Origin of the sequence: Gramella sp. AN32, assembly GCF_023718305.1 — a bacterium.
Classification (GTDB): Bacteria; Bacteroidota; Bacteroidia; order Flavobacteriales; family Flavobacteriaceae; genus Christiangramia; species Christiangramia antarctica.
In genome coordinates this window covers 180,578-196,016 of record NZ_QEYO01000005.1, presented here as the reverse complement: position 1 = coordinate 196,016, position 15,439 = coordinate 180,578, and the positions used below count along the sequence as shown (strand labels likewise).

Sequence of the window (15,439 nt, the reverse complement as noted above, 5' to 3'; positions counted from 1 at the left end):
TTTTACCGCGACCAGGAGGTAGCATTTTCAGTTACAGCCGTCTAACAAGTAAATCATTTCCTATTTTCAATTATTTTAGTGATGCAACTTAATATCCCATATCACAGATTGTAACTTATCCCTACTTTTTGTAAGGTTAATAATAACTCTTGAGGCTCCGGGAAATCCCATACCGCAGGTTTTTAAATTACAAGATTAGTAAATATATATTTGTGATTAAATTATGATCTCCCAGTCATAGTGTAATTTCATCTATACTGGGAACTGTTATAATTCTTTAACCACATACTTATTTTTTGGGTAATCATGTCTGAAACCAATCGTATAGAATATAAAAGAGAACTTTCCGAAGGTTTGGAGAAAGAAGCTGTGGCCTTAAATTGGGAAAATAATGGCAGTGGTAATAAGCCGAAAAAAATAGAAAATGAACAGCAAAACTTCACCTAAAAACCTAATTACTGAGCTAAGCCGGCTTATCGAGCAGGGAAAGCAACAAATCGCGGTACAGGTAAACAGCACCATGACTTTAGTGTTTTGGGAAGTTGGTAAACGTATTAACGAGGAGATACTGGAAAATGGTCGTGCTGAATATGGGAAAAACATTGTGACGACAGTGTCGTCACAATTGAAGAAGAATCCCGAATTAGCTAAAAATGAAATTAGTTGCAATGTCATTGCAGGTTATTATCACGATCATATTTTCGTGGATAAAAAAGATACTGAAAAAGCAATTAAAGTACTTAAAATATTATCTGGGATTAATTAAAAAAACCTGTTGCTAGGGTTACCGGCAAATAGCGGGCAATCGGATGAAAAGTGCTATTTTAGGGAACAAGAAACAAACAACTAAGCCGGTAAGTTCGCGTCGCTCTCGAAGGCGAACCTAATCACGATCTGTTACAAGCTTAGAAGACTTATGTCATCATTGGACCAAAAAAACTAAAGAACAGGCTCAAAGCCCTTCGCCCTATAATATTGGCCTTTTTTTGTCCCATTCTGGCCCTGGTAAGCCTACTTATATACATCCCCAATCTTTAAAGCCCAAAATTGCAGTGCAACAAAACTGCGCCCAATTGACCTAAACTACACCAGAAGTTGCTATTTTTATAAAAATTGGGCTTGCTGCGCAGACTCCCATTAGCACCAATTGTAAAACGACACAACACGACAAATAAATGGACATAGTAAAATATAATAAATCAGCCTGGGACAATTACGTTGACAAAAAAGACCGTTGGACAATTCCTGTTTCAGAAGAAGAGTTAGAAAATGTGAAAAATGGAAATTGGAGTATCGTTTTGACACCTAAGAAAACTGTTCCACATAATTGGTTTCCAACGCTGGCAGGTTTAAAAATACTGGGGCTTGCCTCTGGTGGTGGACAGCAAGGACCAATCTTTGCAACTTTGGGTGCGGACGTTACAATTTTTGACAATTCCGAAAAGCAATTACAACAAGACAAAATTTTAAGCGACAAATTTGACCTGGATATAAAAACTGTTCAAGGAGATATGAAAGACCTTTCAGTGTTTGCAGACGAATCATTTGACCTGATTTTTAATCCTTGCTCAATACTCTTCGTTGACAATGTTTTGCCAGTTTGGAAAGAATGTTTTCGAGTTTTAAAACCCAACGGAATTTTAATGACAGGTTTAATGAATCCAATTTCACTTCAGCTTGACGAAGAAAATTTAAAGGTAATTTACAAGCAACCTTTTTCAGACCTGCATTCATTGCCGGCAGAAAAATTAGAAGCATTGAAAAGAAACAATGAGGCATTGATATTTGGACACAGTTTGACAGACCAAATTGGTGGACAATTAGACGCAGGTTTTACAGTAACAGCAATGTTTGAAGACTGTTGGGGCGGAGAAAATATAATAGACGAATTTTTACCATCATTTATAGCGACTAGAGCTGTTAAACAAAAAGTATAACAGATAAAAACTGGTGCTTAAGAAGAACTGAGCTAACTTCCAAGTAAATTATCCGATTTTTGATATAAATTTCTCATCATAGGGCAGCCCAGATTTTACTATTGCAAAAGCCTGTTTCAACAACTTGTTGCAAACAGCAATAAGCGCCAGTTTTTTACTCTTTCCTTTTGCTATAATTCGTTCATAGATTTGCCTGCATGCCTTGTTATGTTTACAAGCAGTAAAACTGCACATAAACAATAGGTTCCGAAGCTTAGAATTCCCCATTTTACTTATCCTGCTTCTTCCTCTTACACTCGATCCAGACTCTCGTATAATGGGAGTAATTCCAGTGTAACTACAAAGCTGCCGGGCATTCTCAAAATTAGAAAAACCATTGGTTATAACTATGAGGTGCATCGCTGTCTTATTTCCCAATCCCGGAATGCTTTTCAATAGTGTTAACTGCTTTTGTTGCGCTTCTTTGACCAGAGCCATTAACCTATCCTCAAGAACTTTCATTTCTCCCTGAATACCTTTTAAAGCTCGATGAAGGGAATGATAAACAGCCTTTGAAGGTTTGCCTAAGGTTCTTTCTCCATGCTCCTTGTTTTTCAATGCAGTGCTTTGTTTGATATAGATATCGATCATGCTCAATAACTGCAAGCATTCTGCCTGGTGTTTGTTTTTAGCCGTGTATAAAGGTACTTCATTTATAGTGGCATATTCACATATCGCTTTAGCATCTGACTTGTCTGTTTTGACTTTAGATAGCTTCATCTGAATAAACCTCTTGACCGACAAAGGATTTACTACAGAAACCAACACCCCTTGCTCATAAAGGAACTGGGCCAACCTATAATGGTAGTAGCCCGTAGCTTCCCTAACAACCAGTGCCTCTGAACAAAGCACCTTTAAAAAATCTTTAAAACCTTTAGAATTATTGGGAAATTGAAAATATTTCCCATCTGAATTTACTACATCAAACACATCTTTACTGATGTCCACTCCATAAATTTGTTTACTTTTAATCATAAAATAATTAGATTAAGAAAGGACATCTACCTTGGTTTCATCGACTTGAAAACGAGATCTAGGTCTCATAGAACTGAACGAAATTAAAGTAGAAAAGAGAGGGGATTATCAATGTTGACGGAATCCAAAGTTCCTACGGTTAATTTAACCTTACTCCTCTCTTTTGTTCTTTCTGATTATTGATAAAAATTAGGAAATTTAAACTTAAGTCGGTAAACAGCAAATAGCTGGCATTCCAGTGAAAAGTGATATTTTAGACACCAAGTAACAAACAACTAAGCCGGTAAGTTCGCGTGGCTCTCGAAGGCGAACCTAATCATGATCTGTTACAACCTTAGAAGGCTTATGTCATCCTTGAACCAAAAAAGCTAAAGAACAGGCTCAAAGCCCTTCGTCCTTTGATATTGGCCATTTTTCGTCCCATTCTGGCACTTATAGGCTACTTGTATATATCCCCAATCTTTAAAGCCCAAAAATTGCAGTTCAACAAAACTTCGCCTAATTGACCTAAACTACAACAGAAGTTGCTATTTTTATAAAAAACGGGGTTGCCGCGCAGATATGCATAAAAATTAAAAAAAATGAGCAAAATCGAATCAAGACTAAAAGAATTAGGCATTAACCTACCCGATTTGCCTGAACCAATTGCTAACTATATTCCAGCCAAACGCACGGGGAACTTGATTCACACAGCTGGACAAGTTCCTGTGTATGATGGTAAAAGCTACAAAGGAAGACTAGGTGAGGACATTACACTACAAGAAAGTAAAACTGCTACCAAATTATGTGTGGTCAATTGTTTGGCTGCAATTAGGAGTATCTGGCCACTGGACAAAATAAAAAATATTATTGCCGTTCACGGGCTCGTTAACGCCACGCAAGAAAACACAGAACAAGCTGATGCTATGAATGGAGCTTCTGACTTTGTCGTAGAAGTCTTTGGAGAAATTGGAAAACACACAAGAACGGCAGTAGGAGTTAGTGTTCCTTATAATTTTGCTGCTTCTGTTTATATGATTGTTGAAATTGAAGACTAAAAAACTATGCAAGGGTTCAGCGCCAATAGACGGCAGCCTTAGAAAGAAAATAGTTAACTATACCTGAGTTCAATAACTTAACGCAACAAATCATTCTTAAGTCGAAAAGCCGCGTCCCTTACTCCGCCAACTGGCGATAACCGTATTCCAAGGTTAAATCCAAAAAATTGAGATTTTTGTTAAACTCTACGTGGTAATTGAATATATTTGTACGTAAAATAATTTGTGATGGATAAAAAATTGACATTAAGTCTCAACGAAAGTATTATAGAAACTGCAAAAAGATATGCAAAAGCTAATAATATTAGTTTATCAAAATTAATAGAATCTTACCTGGGATCTTTAACTAAAGAAGAAAAGAAAAATTTGGAAATTTCTCCACTTGTGAAAAGTTTAAGCGGTGTCATTTCAGTTGATAAGAATTACGATCCAAAAGATGATTACACAAAATATTTAATCGAAAAATATAAATGAAAAGAATATTAATTGATACTAATATCGTAATCGATTTACTTTCAAAAAGAGAAGGATTTTATAATGAAGCTGCGAAACTATTTACTCAAGCAGATAAACAAGAAATAAAGCTGACCATTTCTTCATTAACTTTTGCAAATACAAATTACATCCTTACCAAGTTAAAATCACCTAAGGAAGCCAGAGAAATTCTCAGAAAGTTTAAAGTACTTGTTGAAGTTTTAAGTTTGGATGATAAAATTACCGAGTTAGCATTAAGTGACGAGAGTTTTCCTGATTTTGAAGATGGATTGCAATATTATTCAGCAATTGAAAATGATGTTGAGATAATAATAACAAGAAATAAAAAAGATTTTAAAAACTCGAAATTACCAGTATTAACTGCTAAAGAATATTTGGCGACCAAGTAATTTTACCAGTGGCTTAAGCCGGTTCATCGCCAATAAGCGGCAACCTTAGAAAGAAAATAAGTAACTTGACCAACAAACTAATTCTAAGCTAACTCCCGAAGCATCGGGACCGCGTACCCTATTCCGCCAACTGGCGATAACCGAGAACGGTGGCATTCATATTTTAACAAGAGCTGAGAACAATGCACAAAATGAATAGCGTATTTATTGCAACAAGTATAGAGGGATATATCGCTGACAAAAATGGCGGAATTGACTGGCTGCATTCTATTCCATACCCTCATAATTATGATATGGGTTATACGAACTTTATAAAAGGAATTGACGCTATTCTTATGGGACGTAAAACATTTGAAACCGTCCTTAGATTTGATATTGATTGGCCATATAACCAACCTGTCTTTGTTTTAAGTAATAAATTAAATGAAATCCCCGACAGCCTTCAAGGCAAAGCGTTTTTAATAAAAGGAAGTTTGACCAAAATTATAAGACAAATTCACGAAAAAGGATATTACCGACTTTATATTGATGGTGGAACCACAATAAGAAATTTCTTAAAAGAAGATTTGATTGATGAAATGATTCTTACAACAATTCCAATTCTGTTAGGTGGCGGAACTTCTTTATTCTCTGAACTTCCTAACAAAATAAAATTCGAATTAATCGGAACAAAAACATATTTGAATCAGATTATTCAAAATCATTACAAAAGGCAAAAATAAAATACGAAATGCCAACAAGTCGGTTACCAGCAAATAGCGGGCATTGTCTAAAAAAGTGTAAATTTAAAAACTAGGAAAGAAAATATTCAACCACGCCTATTGCGTGGCAGGGACGGTAAGTCCGCGCTCCCTATTCCCGCAATTTTCGATATTTTCCCCTAGCATGTATCGTGCTTTTGATCGCGGGTCTATAACAATCACCTAAGAAGGTATCAGGCCTGGTCAATGATAAAGACTCTGAGTTTAGCTTATCTCAGTTTGAGAACAAGCTGCCTGGTTTCCGTCTGTGGAAGCTTTAAGCTGGTATCAAGGAAATATCTTTTTAAAATAAAAGTTAGGAGTTTTACAAATTCAGCATATACCTGGTGCTTCTTCCACCACCCTTTTTTATAAATGCTCCTAAATCTAAAAGATCCTGAAGATCGCGTGTAGCGGTAGATTTAGAGGTTTTATTAAGAGAAATATATTTCCTGGTATTCATGCCTCCTTCAAAACCTTTATGCCCCTCCTCCAACATTCTCTTCACCGTTTTTAATTGTCGCTCATTAAGCTTATCCTTAAACTTATCGAAGAATTTCGCCTTTTTAACCGAAAAATTGATAAGCTGTTCAGCATTTTCCTGGGCTTCCAGGGTGGTTTTCACAAAGTAATTAACCCACGGAGTTATCTCATTAGATCGCTGTGTCTTTTTTAAAGCCTCATAATAATCTTTCTTTTTTGCTTCAACAGCCTGGGATAAACTAAGCAACACCGGGCGATGAAGGTATTGCGAAAGGGCCTTCTCTGAGATGGCCCGTCCTATCCGGCCATTCCCGTCTTCGAAGGGATGTATACTTTCAAAATAGAGATGAGCTACCGCAGCACGAATAACCGGTTGTTTGATTTCACCTTTTGCATTGGGGGCTGTATGGTTAAACCAGGTGATAAAATTTTCCATTTCTTCGGAAACACGTGTGGACGGTGGAGCCTCGTAATTCACTATTTCTCTTCCCATAGCACCGGAAATTACCTGCATGGGCTCTGAATGATCTCTCCACCTACCAACCGGTATTCCTGGACTACCCTTCATCAACATCCTATGCCAGCTAAATAGCATCTTTTCTGATAATGGTTTTTCGAAAAATTTTTGTGCATCGACCATCATCTGGGCCACTCCTTGTGCCCGCTGGTCATGTACCGGTTGTTGGTTTGTATTAAGCCCAAGATTATTCCGAATAGAGGACACTATATCTTTCCTGCTTAAATATTCCCCTTCTATCTCCGATGTCTTTAGGGCTTCTGCTACTAAAAGATCAACTATAGATTCAAATTGAAGTTCCTCCGGCAACACTTCCATCGCTCCACTCAACCTACCGGCCCTTTCAGAAAAGGCATAGAGGTCTTTCTCTACATCCTTAGTAGAATACTTAAAATTAGGCCAGTCTTTTTGTTGCCAGTTATATTTCATGAGCCGAATAGATTGCTTAATCGGCTCAAATATATAAATTTTATGAACCGATTAGGTATGTTTTTCGGCTCAATTTGCTTTTAAATAATTTAGATGTACGTGCTATTAACACCTACAGTTTACTTTTTATATTAATAGGAATCCCCACTTTAAAACCAAACCTGAGATTTTGATCTTTAGCCTGGGGATGATTTTTGAGATCATTTCTATCTAAAAAGGCTTGAATAACGGCAACTTTTCCAGATTCCTTGGAATTTTTAAATTCATATAATACTCCTAATCTAAATGGGATTTCACTTTTATCTTTAATTATTTCACTACTGTAGTTATAATTATTAATGCCAATTTTAGAAAAAATGCCAAAATCATTTAAAACCCACAAATACCCTTCTAAAGAAGCACCAACTTTAAAAGCATCTGAATAAACCAGTGAACCATTATAAGCATTTTTCTCAGATACCACTTCTAATAAATTTCCATCAGCTCCAATTCCAAAAGAATCTATTACCTTGATTTGAGATAGACTTAAATCATTGAAATTACTACTCTTAGATATTTCTAAATTAGCCCTGGCATAAAATCGATTAAACGACTCCTTTTTATTTTGTGTGAAATAATTGAGATTTATATTCAACCCAACAATATCTTTCTTTTGAGTTTTGAACTGATCTGAAGTTTCTAAATTTTCATTAAAATTAAATATTTCCAATGATTCCCTAGCGTAAAATGGTGAAACACCCATATACCATACATGCTTTGAAGTCCAAATTTCCTCAGCTTCTTCAATTTCAATTTTTTCTAAAGCGAAAGCCAAAGAATCTATTTTATTTTTTACATCTTTTAATTCAGCAAAAACTTTAGAAAGATTATAAGTAGACCCGATGAGAGTTACCTCTTCTTTATCAATTTTATAACCTTCGAAATTCTCGTTATTCCCGTCAGCCACTTTCTTTAACTTTCTTTTTTCCTCCCCTTTTAATTTATTTATATTCTGAAATTCAATTATAGATTCTATCGTAGAATTAACCTTATACTTACTTAAATCAAACTCAGCGTCTTCTAAAAATTCAAATTCTATTTTGTGGTCTTCCAGATAAGGCTCTGCATTTTTTCTAATAGTATCCTTAATTGAAAGAGATTCGACCGGATAATTGATCTTAGAGGCTATCGAAAAAAGGGTTTTGTACTTGGTATATAAATCTTGTAATAATTGAACTTTTTGATAATTGGTACGTATATAAGCTTGCTGCCTAGCCTTATTCCATTCAGATTGACCATTCTTTTCAGAAAATAAACTCTTATAACTTCTATAACTATCTATAGTAAAAAAGATATTCCCTGTGACTTTAGCCTGACTACCCCCTTTTTCTTTATCAAAAAAATATATACCATTTTTAGTTTTAAATTCACCGTCTATGGTAACAAAACCATTTTTTTTACCGTTCCAATTGAAATCTGCCACATATCCGCTCAACTTTAATGAAGAAAGATCTTCTTTATATTCATAACTAATACCTTGCTGTGGAGAATCATCACCAAGTATCAAATAATTTAAATCTTTAAAAATTAATTTGGAGAAGGTTATATCGCTCACCTGTTTATCTGAATACAGTGTAGCGCTAATATTTAGAATCGGTAATTTGTCTTTCTGATTAGGTGCGGGCTCATTATTTTCTTGTGCAGAAGAAATATAGCTAAAAAATAAAAAAATGAATGAAACGATTGAAACGATTGAATTTTTCATAATGTTCAGATTTATAGAAAATTTTTATTTACTATAAAAATACCCCTCACTATGAAACAATACCATACCTGTTTATGGGTAGATTTAAGATTTATCCAATAGGAAATAACTCAAATCAAAACGTACCAGTGATTTCGGTTTAAAGGGTGCCACTTTTGGTTATTAGCGGAGTAAGGCCCACAGGTCTACACCCTACTCCCGCAGCTTGCCCAAAACCGTAACCACCAGCAACAAGTTGAAAACAAAAATGAATACTATGATTGAATTAGTTTTATTGGGGTTTTCCAAATACTTCTTGATTACATATTAAAAAAATGGGGAATTTAAAGAACAAAAAATTAACTTATACGCTATCCTATTTAATCGGGACTAGCATTTGAGGGTTTATTGACTATTGTATCTTTACTATAAATAATGATTAATCTAAATGGCCGGAGAAACTAATATTTCGGATTTAATAAAAGGAATGACCCCCAAACTGAACCTGGGAGAATATGTTTTTTGTACAGTAAAAGATATACATAAAATTAACCGGGAAAGTACAATTTGTGAATTCAAAGAAATAGAAGGAACCACCATTGTTATTGAGAAAAGTAAAGCAGATAAACTAAATTTAAGTTATGACTATGTGGCTTCCTGGATTACCCTTATGATTCATTCATCCCTTGACGCTGTTGGTTTAACGGCAAGCTTCTCAACCGAATTAGCTAAAAATGAAATTAGTTGTAATGTAATTGCAGGTTATTATCACGATCATATTTTCGTGGATAAAAAAGATGCGGAAAAAGCAATTAAAGTACTTAAAAATTTATCTGGGAATAATTAAAAAACTGTTGCTAGGGTTACCGGCAAATAGCGGTCAATCGAGTAAAAAATGCTATTTTAGAGAACAAGTAACAAACAACTAAGCCGAGAAGAAAGCGCCCCTACTCCACGCTACTTGCTTTAGTCGAGAACATTAGCGATAATGCTATAACAAATACCTGAGTTCAATAACTTAACGCAACAAATGACTCTCATGGAAATTCAGAAATTAACACGTGACAGTCTGTTAATTCAGATTCTCCACAGGGACAAGAGTTCGTTTCCTTAGATAACTTTGACCGGGGAAATGAATAAAAGAACTTGAAACAAGATACAAGCAAACAATCGACAAGAACTTTATAGATAAACAAAGCATCAGGTAAATTCAAAATTTACACACATGAAAAATTCCTCAACACAAAGCCTTGCTTCAGTTGTCTGCTGTGTATCCCTATTTATCAGCAATCATTCTGCAGCACAAAACTTCATTTATCCGGAAACACAAAAACAACCCGTAACGGAAACCATCTTTGGTAAAGTTGTGGTGGATAATTACCGATGGCTGGAAGATGTGAATAATCAACAAGTACTGGACTGGATAAAATTGCAATCAGAGTTTACTAATAAAATGTTGGATAAAATCCCTGGGCGGAATGCTTTAATAAAGCTGGATGAATTGACACCATCGGATATCCCCTATATAAGCCGGGAATCGGGTCGGTATTTTTATAAAAAAACAATGGCCGGTGAAAATGTGGCGAAACTTTATTACAGGCAGGGCAAGGAAGGAAAAGAAGTTTTGTTGTTTGATCCGCATACCTATGGCAGTGGCCATTCTAAAGAAATCACTTTTAATTTTCTGCCCAGCAAAGACGGAAAAATGGTAGCGCTGAGCTTTACTCAAAGTGGTAAAGCAGATATTTCCACTGTAAGGGTCATTAATGTTGACACGAAGAAATTTAATTCCGATACCCTATATCCGGTCAATTCTGTGCAAGCATGGACACCTGACAGCAAAGGGTTTATTTATGGTGCCCTTCAAACCAGCGATCAGCTTTCTACCCACTTGTTCCAGGATATAGCTGTGAAGTACCATCAACTGGGAACTGATCCAATGAAAGACAAAACTATTTTATCCCGTATCAATAATCCCAATTTTGACTTAAAAGCTGCTGACCTGTTGTTTGTTGATTATTCAATGGATAATAAATATCTATTGGCAACGATCTGGAGCGGTAGCCAGGAGCAGAATAAGAAACTCTACGCTTCTGCTCCTGACCTAACAGATAATCAGGTAAACTGGAAAACCTTAGTGAAATCTGAGGACGAGGTTAAGGATGCAATAATCTATAAAGAGATGGTGTACCTGCTTTCCCGAAAAGATGCCCCTCATTTTAAAGTGTTGGTATCTCCGCTCAATGAACTTGATGTAACCCATGCACAAACACTTGTCCCAGAAAGTAAACAAACCATTGAGTGGCTTACCATATGCAGGGATTATTTGTTTGTACAAAAAACAGACGGTATCAATTCTTCAATTGATCAATATAATTTTTCAAACGGTGAAGTTCAATCTATAAAACTCCCCCTGAGTGGTTATTCATGGGCGCAGACATTTGATATAAAAACAAATGATTGTATCCTGCATGTATCTTCATGGAAGCAACCCACAACCCGGTATGATTATAATCCTCTATCACATCAAACATCCATTAGCGTATTTAATTCAACAGCAAAATATCCGGGAACAGATGACCTTCTAGTCGAAGAAGTCGATGTCAAGAGCCATGATGGGGTTATGGTTTCTTTATCACTGATTTACAATAAGAACATTAAAAAAGATGGGAGTAATGTTGTATTGATGACAGGTTATGGCTCCTATGGGATTTCCTCTTCTCCATGGTTTAAACCAATGTATTTACCCTTATTAAATAAGGGAATTATTATTGCCGAAACACATCCACGTGGTGGCGGGGAAAAAGGATATGCATGGCATATGGGAGGGTTCAAGGCCACCAAACCAAACACTTGGAAAGATTTTATTTCCTGTGGAGAATATTTAATTAATAACGGATACACTTCAGCACAACATCTTATTGGCGATGGTACAAGTGCAGGCGGCATTTTAATTGGTAGGGCCATCACGGAACGTCCAGATCTATTTGCAGCTGCCATCAACAATGTTCCTGTTAGCAATCCTTTACGTGGCGAGAACAGACCCAATGGTATTCTGGATTCAAAAGAATTTGGTACTGTAAAAGATTCTACAGAAGCAATGGGGTTAATAGAAATGGATGCCTACCTGCATGTAATACCAGGCGTAAAGTATCCTGCTGTTATTGCAGTTACGGGCATCAATGATACCCGTGTGCCTGTATGGCAACCGGCCAAGTTTGTAGCTGCATTGCAAAATGCCACTACATCGAACAAACCAATTGTCTTGCAGGTAAATTACGATAGTGGCCACTGGACGGAAGAGAAGAATGTAAGTTTCCGAAACTATGCAAACATGTATGCATTTGCCCTTTGGCAAGCAGGGCATAAGGATTTTCAGCCTACAAAAAAATAAATGAGATTAGTTAGCGCAACCCGAAAGAGTAGGTACGGTTACCTTGATCGGGTACAACGACTAAGTACGGTGGGACTAAAAACAATAAAATAAAGAATTGACACCATTATTAGAGACAAACCTTTCTATTAAGAGAACCCATGACGACAAAGAGAAGACCAACTTATTATGTGATGAGAAAAGGTAAATCGTGCAGACAAAAGCTATCCACAAAGGTGGGGCTCGGTGTAAGCTATTAAGAGCTATCTTCGTTCATACGCTCGGTGACGGTGGAGAGGACTCGGTTTCAAAAGCCGGCCACTTTGCCCAACGTTATGTGTAATTTGAGAATTTGGATATTATACCAATTTTTGGTATTTTTAAATCAAATAGTATCAAAATGAACAAAAACACATCAATATCACTAGGAAATTATTTTGACCAATTCGTCCAAAGTCGAATAAAAGAGGGTCGGTTTAAAAATGTTAGCGAAGTTATACGCGCAGGGTTAAGGCTTTTAGAAGAAGAAGAAAGTAAAGTAATGGCATTAAGGAATGCAATTGAGGACGGAATTGATAGCGGAATTGCTCACGATTTTGATCCCAAAAAACATCTTGAATCCCTAAAAGTGGAAAAACACTCGAATGGCTGAATTTAAATTGACAAACAAAGCTGTTGAAGATTTATCCAAAATTTGGGATTATACTTTTGAGGTTTGGTCTGAAAATCAAGCCGACAACTATTATGAAATGCTAATTTCAACCTGCCAGGAAATTGCAGACAACCCGAATTTAGGAAAAAACCATGACGGAATTACTCAAAGTCTACTAGGAATGAAAACGAATCGACATATCATTTTCTATCGAACTCTAAATGAAAACTATGTTGAAATTACGAGAATTTTACACGAGAGAATGGATTTAAAGAGGAGAATAACCGAATAAAAAACTACACGCAGTCGAGTAGGTAAAGGGAAATCTCGCCCCTAACCTCTCACAGAACAGTACATGAATATACAGGACTAAACTGATCCTCACCCCCCTTTTTAGGCAGCTTTCGTTCTGGCGGATGCTGACCCACTAGCTATTTTTTACTGGTTTTGGTTTAAACTGTGCCACTTTTTCTGTGGCTATAAGCATATCGGTTCGTTTTGTCACTTTAAAAGATCAAGTAACCTTTACCTTACCCCTTCAAAATCGAAAAAACCGTATTTTAGTTGGGTACGGCGGTTGGAAAAATTGTTTTTTGGGAGCCCCCTATTGGCACAGATTAATGCAAAAAATGGAGAATTTAACACGACTAACTAGGACTGATTTTCTTAAAGTAAGTAAAACTCATAAAATATATTACGAAGTTTGTGGAAATCCAATTGCGGAAACAATATTGTTCATCCACGGAGGTCCTGGAGCTGGATTTTCTGAAAGAGATAAACGCTTTTTTAATTTTGATACACAAAGGGTCGTTTTTTTGACCAAAGAGGAGCTTCCAAAAGTATTCCTTTTGGATGTATTGAAGAAAACACAACCCAGCATTTAGTCAATGATATCAATAAACTTCTTGATTATTTATTAATAGAAAAAGTATTGATTTTTGGAGGCTCCTGGGGAACAACTCTTGGATTAGTATATGCGATCCAAAACCCAAAAAGAATTAAGGGTCTATTGCTAAGAGGTGTATATTTAGCAGATAAAGAATCGACAAACCACTACCTAAACGGATGGGTTGGAAAACAATTTCCCGGGATATGGGAAAGATTCAAAAAAATGTGCCCGATGATAGCCAAATTCCTATTATAAATTATTATTCAGAAAAGATAATAAATGGCACGCCAGCAGAAAAAAAACACTTTTCTTATGAGTGGTCATTTTATGAAATATCTATTTATAAAAAAGGGATTACAAAAAAAGAGGTTGAGAAAATATTAGAACAGATTCCTTATGAATCATTATCCATTTTGGAAACATATTATTTAAAAAATGACTGCTTCATAGAGGAAAATTATATTCTCGATAACTTAAAACAAATAGAACAAATTCCCATTAAAATTGTACATGGAAAAGATGATGCTATATGTCCGGTAAAGTCTGCTATTGAGTTAGATTCCAGACTAAAAAATAGTGAAATATTTATTGTAGATGGAGGACATTCTGATTCGGAACCTGAAATTGAGAAAAAACTGATAGAGATATTAAACAAAAATGTATGGTAACTATATTTTTTTGCCAGCATTTTAAGAGCATTTTCGAAATATCAATAGCCTGGAAGTGTTTCCTGCAAGCATCTCCCAACAACCATAAAAACCGTATTTTAGTTGGGTACGGTAGGAGTAAATTTTTCTTGGACAAGCTGCTGTTATAGCATATTTTAAAATGAGAAATCATGCTCCTAATTCTTTAAAACTTAGTTATGACAGTTAAAACAGATCCAATTTTAAATAAATTATTCCTTTTTTTACTATTCATAGCTGCAAATTCAATACAAGCTCAAATATTTGACCATATATACCTAGAAGGTGATGCAGTAACTAAGTTTTCAGTGGGAAAGGAAACCAGAGATCACATTGAATATCGAAATAATATAAATGTTGATGTCCCTGAAAATTCAAAATTTGACTCTCCCGTGTTTGGTTTAAATTTTTCTCTAAACTATCAAATAAATAAAAGCTTTATTATGGGAATTGGATCAGGAATAAATGTTGTCCACAAAGATAAACATCCAATAATCTCAAATGAATATTATGACAAAATAATGTTGCCCCTCTTCACCAAATTTAGATATCATCATCAATTCGCAGAAAATTGGCTTTTTAGCACTGATTTAAATGCCGGATATCAAGTAAGCCAATTTTTATATGGTTATTCTAATGGTGAATATGACTTTGAAGAAAAAGGGGGACTGTTAGCCAACTTAGATTTTGGCATTGGTAAGAACTTAGGAAAATATACCCCTGTTTTAAAACTAGGTTATGAAATAAATCAATTTAGACGTAAAGATAGTCTAGGATGGATTGATGAAAGTTTACAATATGATGATAAGGTAGTATATAAAATATACTATCATCTGATTAAACTTTCATTAAGTATCCAGATTTAAAACATGCAATAGTCGAGTGATGGCTCCGCCATTAATTGACGGAGTGCACCCCTCACACCACCGTAACCTTCGGCTAAGCTCAGCATACACCAAGCGGGTCTCGCACGGGGCGGTTCTGTTGAATCTTTAAACTGGGCATCTAGAAATTTTTTTTAAGATAAGCATAGGAGGCTTATAGATTCAGTATATAACTGGTACTTCTTCCTCCA

17 protein-coding genes are annotated in these 15,439 nt (G+C 35.6%); 14 read left to right on the top strand and 3 right to left on the bottom strand.

From position 1 onward, the window contains the following. The first annotated feature begins 306 nt into the window (after positions 1-306). The 3 genes from DHD80_RS08160 to DHD80_RS08150 all read left to right on the top strand — a co-directional run bounded on the left by DHD80_RS08160 (position 307) and on the right by DHD80_RS08150 (position 1,937). On the top strand, positions 307-447 hold the full coding sequence (locus DHD80_RS08160; protein ID WP_251740670.1) for a hypothetical protein: 141 nt from the start codon (positions 307-309) through the stop codon (positions 445-447). Next, positions 425-766, top strand: a complete 342-nt coding sequence (locus DHD80_RS08155) for a DUF1016 N-terminal domain-containing protein (RefSeq protein WP_251740669.1) — start codon at positions 425-427, stop codon at positions 764-766. The genes DHD80_RS08160 and DHD80_RS08155 overlap by 23 nt, the downstream gene beginning before the upstream one ends. Positions 767-1,175: 409 nt before the next feature. Next, complete coding sequence (locus DHD80_RS08150; RefSeq protein WP_251740668.1) at positions 1,176-1,937, top strand: class I SAM-dependent methyltransferase; 762 nt, start codon at positions 1,176-1,178, stop codon at positions 1,935-1,937. Between the two features lie 48 nt (positions 1,938-1,985). Here the strand turns inward: DHD80_RS08150 and DHD80_RS08145 are convergent, their stop codons facing one another. Then, entirely contained in the window at positions 1,986-2,951 is a 966-nt protein-coding gene (locus DHD80_RS08145; protein WP_251740667.1) for an IS110 family transposase, read from the bottom strand. A gap of 581 nt (positions 2,952-3,532) precedes the next feature. On the opposite strand from DHD80_RS08145, the gene DHD80_RS08140 reads away from it, so the two are divergent. The 4 genes from DHD80_RS08140 to DHD80_RS08125 all read left to right on the top strand — a co-directional run bounded on the left by DHD80_RS08140 (position 3,533) and on the right by DHD80_RS08125 (position 5,594). Continuing rightward, complete coding sequence (locus DHD80_RS08140) at positions 3,533-3,988, top strand: RidA family protein (protein WP_251740666.1); 456 nt, start codon at positions 3,533-3,535, stop codon at positions 3,986-3,988. A gap of 228 nt (positions 3,989-4,216) precedes the next feature. Next, positions 4,217-4,462, top strand: a complete 246-nt coding sequence (locus DHD80_RS08135) for a DUF6364 family protein (RefSeq protein WP_251740665.1) — start codon at positions 4,217-4,219, stop codon at positions 4,460-4,462. Next, positions 4,459-4,872 (top strand): PIN domain-containing protein, encoded by a 414-nt coding sequence (locus DHD80_RS08130; RefSeq protein ID WP_251740664.1) that lies wholly within the window; start codon positions 4,459-4,461, stop codon positions 4,870-4,872. Before DHD80_RS08135 ends, DHD80_RS08130 begins: the two co-directional genes overlap by 4 nt. Before the next feature lie 191 nt (positions 4,873-5,063). Then, entirely contained in the window at positions 5,064-5,594 is a 531-nt protein-coding gene (locus DHD80_RS08125; protein ID WP_251740663.1) for a dihydrofolate reductase family protein, read from the top strand. Positions 5,595-5,937: 343 nt separating this feature from the next. On the opposite strand, the gene DHD80_RS08120 is transcribed toward DHD80_RS08125, so the two are convergent. Both DHD80_RS08120 and DHD80_RS08115 read right to left on the bottom strand, forming a co-directional pair. Then, on the bottom strand, positions 5,938-7,041 hold the full coding sequence (locus tag DHD80_RS08120) for a Fic family protein (protein ID WP_251740662.1): 1,104 nt from the start codon (positions 7,039-7,041) through the stop codon (positions 5,938-5,940). Positions 7,042-7,153: 112 nt separating this feature from the next. After that, on the bottom strand, positions 7,154-8,785 hold the full coding sequence (locus DHD80_RS08115; RefSeq protein WP_251740661.1) for a hypothetical protein: 1,632 nt from the start codon (positions 8,783-8,785) through the stop codon (positions 7,154-7,156). Positions 8,786-9,212: 427 nt separating this feature from the next. Between DHD80_RS08115 and DHD80_RS08110 the strand changes: the two genes are divergently transcribed. The 7 genes from DHD80_RS08110 to DHD80_RS08080 all read left to right on the top strand — a co-directional run bounded on the left by DHD80_RS08110 (position 9,213) and on the right by DHD80_RS08080 (position 15,230). After that, the gene (locus DHD80_RS08110) at positions 9,213-9,611 is read left to right on the top strand and encodes an ACT domain-containing protein (protein ID WP_251740660.1); all 399 of its coding nucleotides are present in this window, start codon (positions 9,213-9,215) and stop codon (positions 9,609-9,611) included. Positions 9,612-9,989: 378 nt separating this feature from the next. Next, the gene (locus DHD80_RS08105) at positions 9,990-12,158 is read left to right on the top strand and encodes a prolyl oligopeptidase family serine peptidase (protein WP_251740659.1); all 2,169 of its coding nucleotides are present in this window, start codon (positions 9,990-9,992) and stop codon (positions 12,156-12,158) included. Between the two features lie 379 nt (positions 12,159-12,537). Continuing rightward, positions 12,538-12,789: a type II toxin-antitoxin system ParD family antitoxin gene (locus DHD80_RS08100; RefSeq protein WP_251740658.1), complete on the top strand. Its 252-nt coding sequence runs from the start codon at positions 12,538-12,540 to the stop codon at positions 12,787-12,789. Then, entirely contained in the window at positions 12,782-13,081 is a 300-nt protein-coding gene (locus DHD80_RS08095) for a type II toxin-antitoxin system RelE/ParE family toxin (protein WP_251740657.1), read from the top strand. Before DHD80_RS08100 ends, DHD80_RS08095 begins: the two co-directional genes overlap by 8 nt. A gap of 337 nt (positions 13,082-13,418) precedes the next feature. After that, positions 13,419-13,673 carry a hypothetical protein gene (locus DHD80_RS08090; RefSeq protein WP_251740656.1) on the top strand — a complete coding sequence of 85 codons (255 nt, stop codon included), beginning with the start codon at positions 13,419-13,421 and terminating at the stop codon, positions 13,671-13,673. A 181-nt stretch (positions 13,674-13,854) separates the two neighbouring features. Then, positions 13,855-14,346, top strand: coding sequence for an alpha/beta hydrolase (locus DHD80_RS08085; RefSeq protein WP_251740655.1), 492 nt, complete (start codon positions 13,855-13,857; stop codon positions 14,344-14,346). Between the two features lie 197 nt (positions 14,347-14,543). Then, the gene (locus tag DHD80_RS08080) at positions 14,544-15,230 is read left to right on the top strand and encodes a hypothetical protein (protein WP_251740654.1); all 687 of its coding nucleotides are present in this window, start codon (positions 14,544-14,546) and stop codon (positions 15,228-15,230) included. Positions 15,231-15,439: the final 209 nt, after the last annotated feature.

Bases quoted from the DNA above. Each gene is read 5' to 3' on its own strand.
- DHD80_RS08160 (WP_251740670.1), top strand. From the start codon at position 307: ATGTCTGAAACCAATCGTATAGAATATAAAAGAGAACTTTCCGAAGGT.
- DHD80_RS08155 (WP_251740669.1), top strand. From the start codon at position 425: ATGAACAGCAAAACTTCACCTAAAAACCTAATTACTGAGCTAAGCCGG.
- DHD80_RS08150 (WP_251740668.1), top strand. From the start codon at position 1,176: ATGGACATAGTAAAATATAATAAATCAGCCTGGGACAATTACGTTGAC.
- DHD80_RS08145 (WP_251740667.1), bottom strand. From the start codon at position 2,951: ATGATTAAAAGTAAACAAATTTATGGAGTGGACATCAGTAAAGATGTG.
- DHD80_RS08140 (WP_251740666.1), top strand. From the start codon at position 3,533: ATGAGCAAAATCGAATCAAGACTAAAAGAATTAGGCATTAACCTACCC.
- DHD80_RS08135 (WP_251740665.1), top strand. From the start codon at position 4,217: ATGGATAAAAAATTGACATTAAGTCTCAACGAAAGTATTATAGAAACT.
- DHD80_RS08130 (WP_251740664.1), top strand. From the start codon at position 4,459: ATGAAAAGAATATTAATTGATACTAATATCGTAATCGATTTACTTTCA.
- DHD80_RS08125 (WP_251740663.1), top strand. From the start codon at position 5,064: ATGAATAGCGTATTTATTGCAACAAGTATAGAGGGATATATCGCTGAC.
- DHD80_RS08120 (WP_251740662.1), bottom strand. From the start codon at position 7,041: ATGAAATATAACTGGCAACAAAAAGACTGGCCTAATTTTAAGTATTCT.
- DHD80_RS08115 (WP_251740661.1), bottom strand. From the start codon at position 8,785: ATGAAAAATTCAATCGTTTCAATCGTTTCATTCATTTTTTTATTTTTT.
- DHD80_RS08110 (WP_251740660.1), top strand. From the start codon at position 9,213: ATGGCCGGAGAAACTAATATTTCGGATTTAATAAAAGGAATGACCCCC.
- DHD80_RS08105 (WP_251740659.1), top strand. From the start codon at position 9,990: ATGAAAAATTCCTCAACACAAAGCCTTGCTTCAGTTGTCTGCTGTGTA.
- DHD80_RS08100 (WP_251740658.1), top strand. From the start codon at position 12,538: ATGAACAAAAACACATCAATATCACTAGGAAATTATTTTGACCAATTC.
- DHD80_RS08095 (WP_251740657.1), top strand. From the start codon at position 12,782: ATGGCTGAATTTAAATTGACAAACAAAGCTGTTGAAGATTTATCCAAA.
- DHD80_RS08090 (WP_251740656.1), top strand. From the start codon at position 13,419: ATGGAGAATTTAACACGACTAACTAGGACTGATTTTCTTAAAGTAAGT.
- DHD80_RS08085 (WP_251740655.1), top strand. From the start codon at position 13,855: ATGGGTTGGAAAACAATTTCCCGGGATATGGGAAAGATTCAAAAAAAT.
- DHD80_RS08080 (WP_251740654.1), top strand. From the start codon at position 14,544: ATGACAGTTAAAACAGATCCAATTTTAAATAAATTATTCCTTTTTTTA.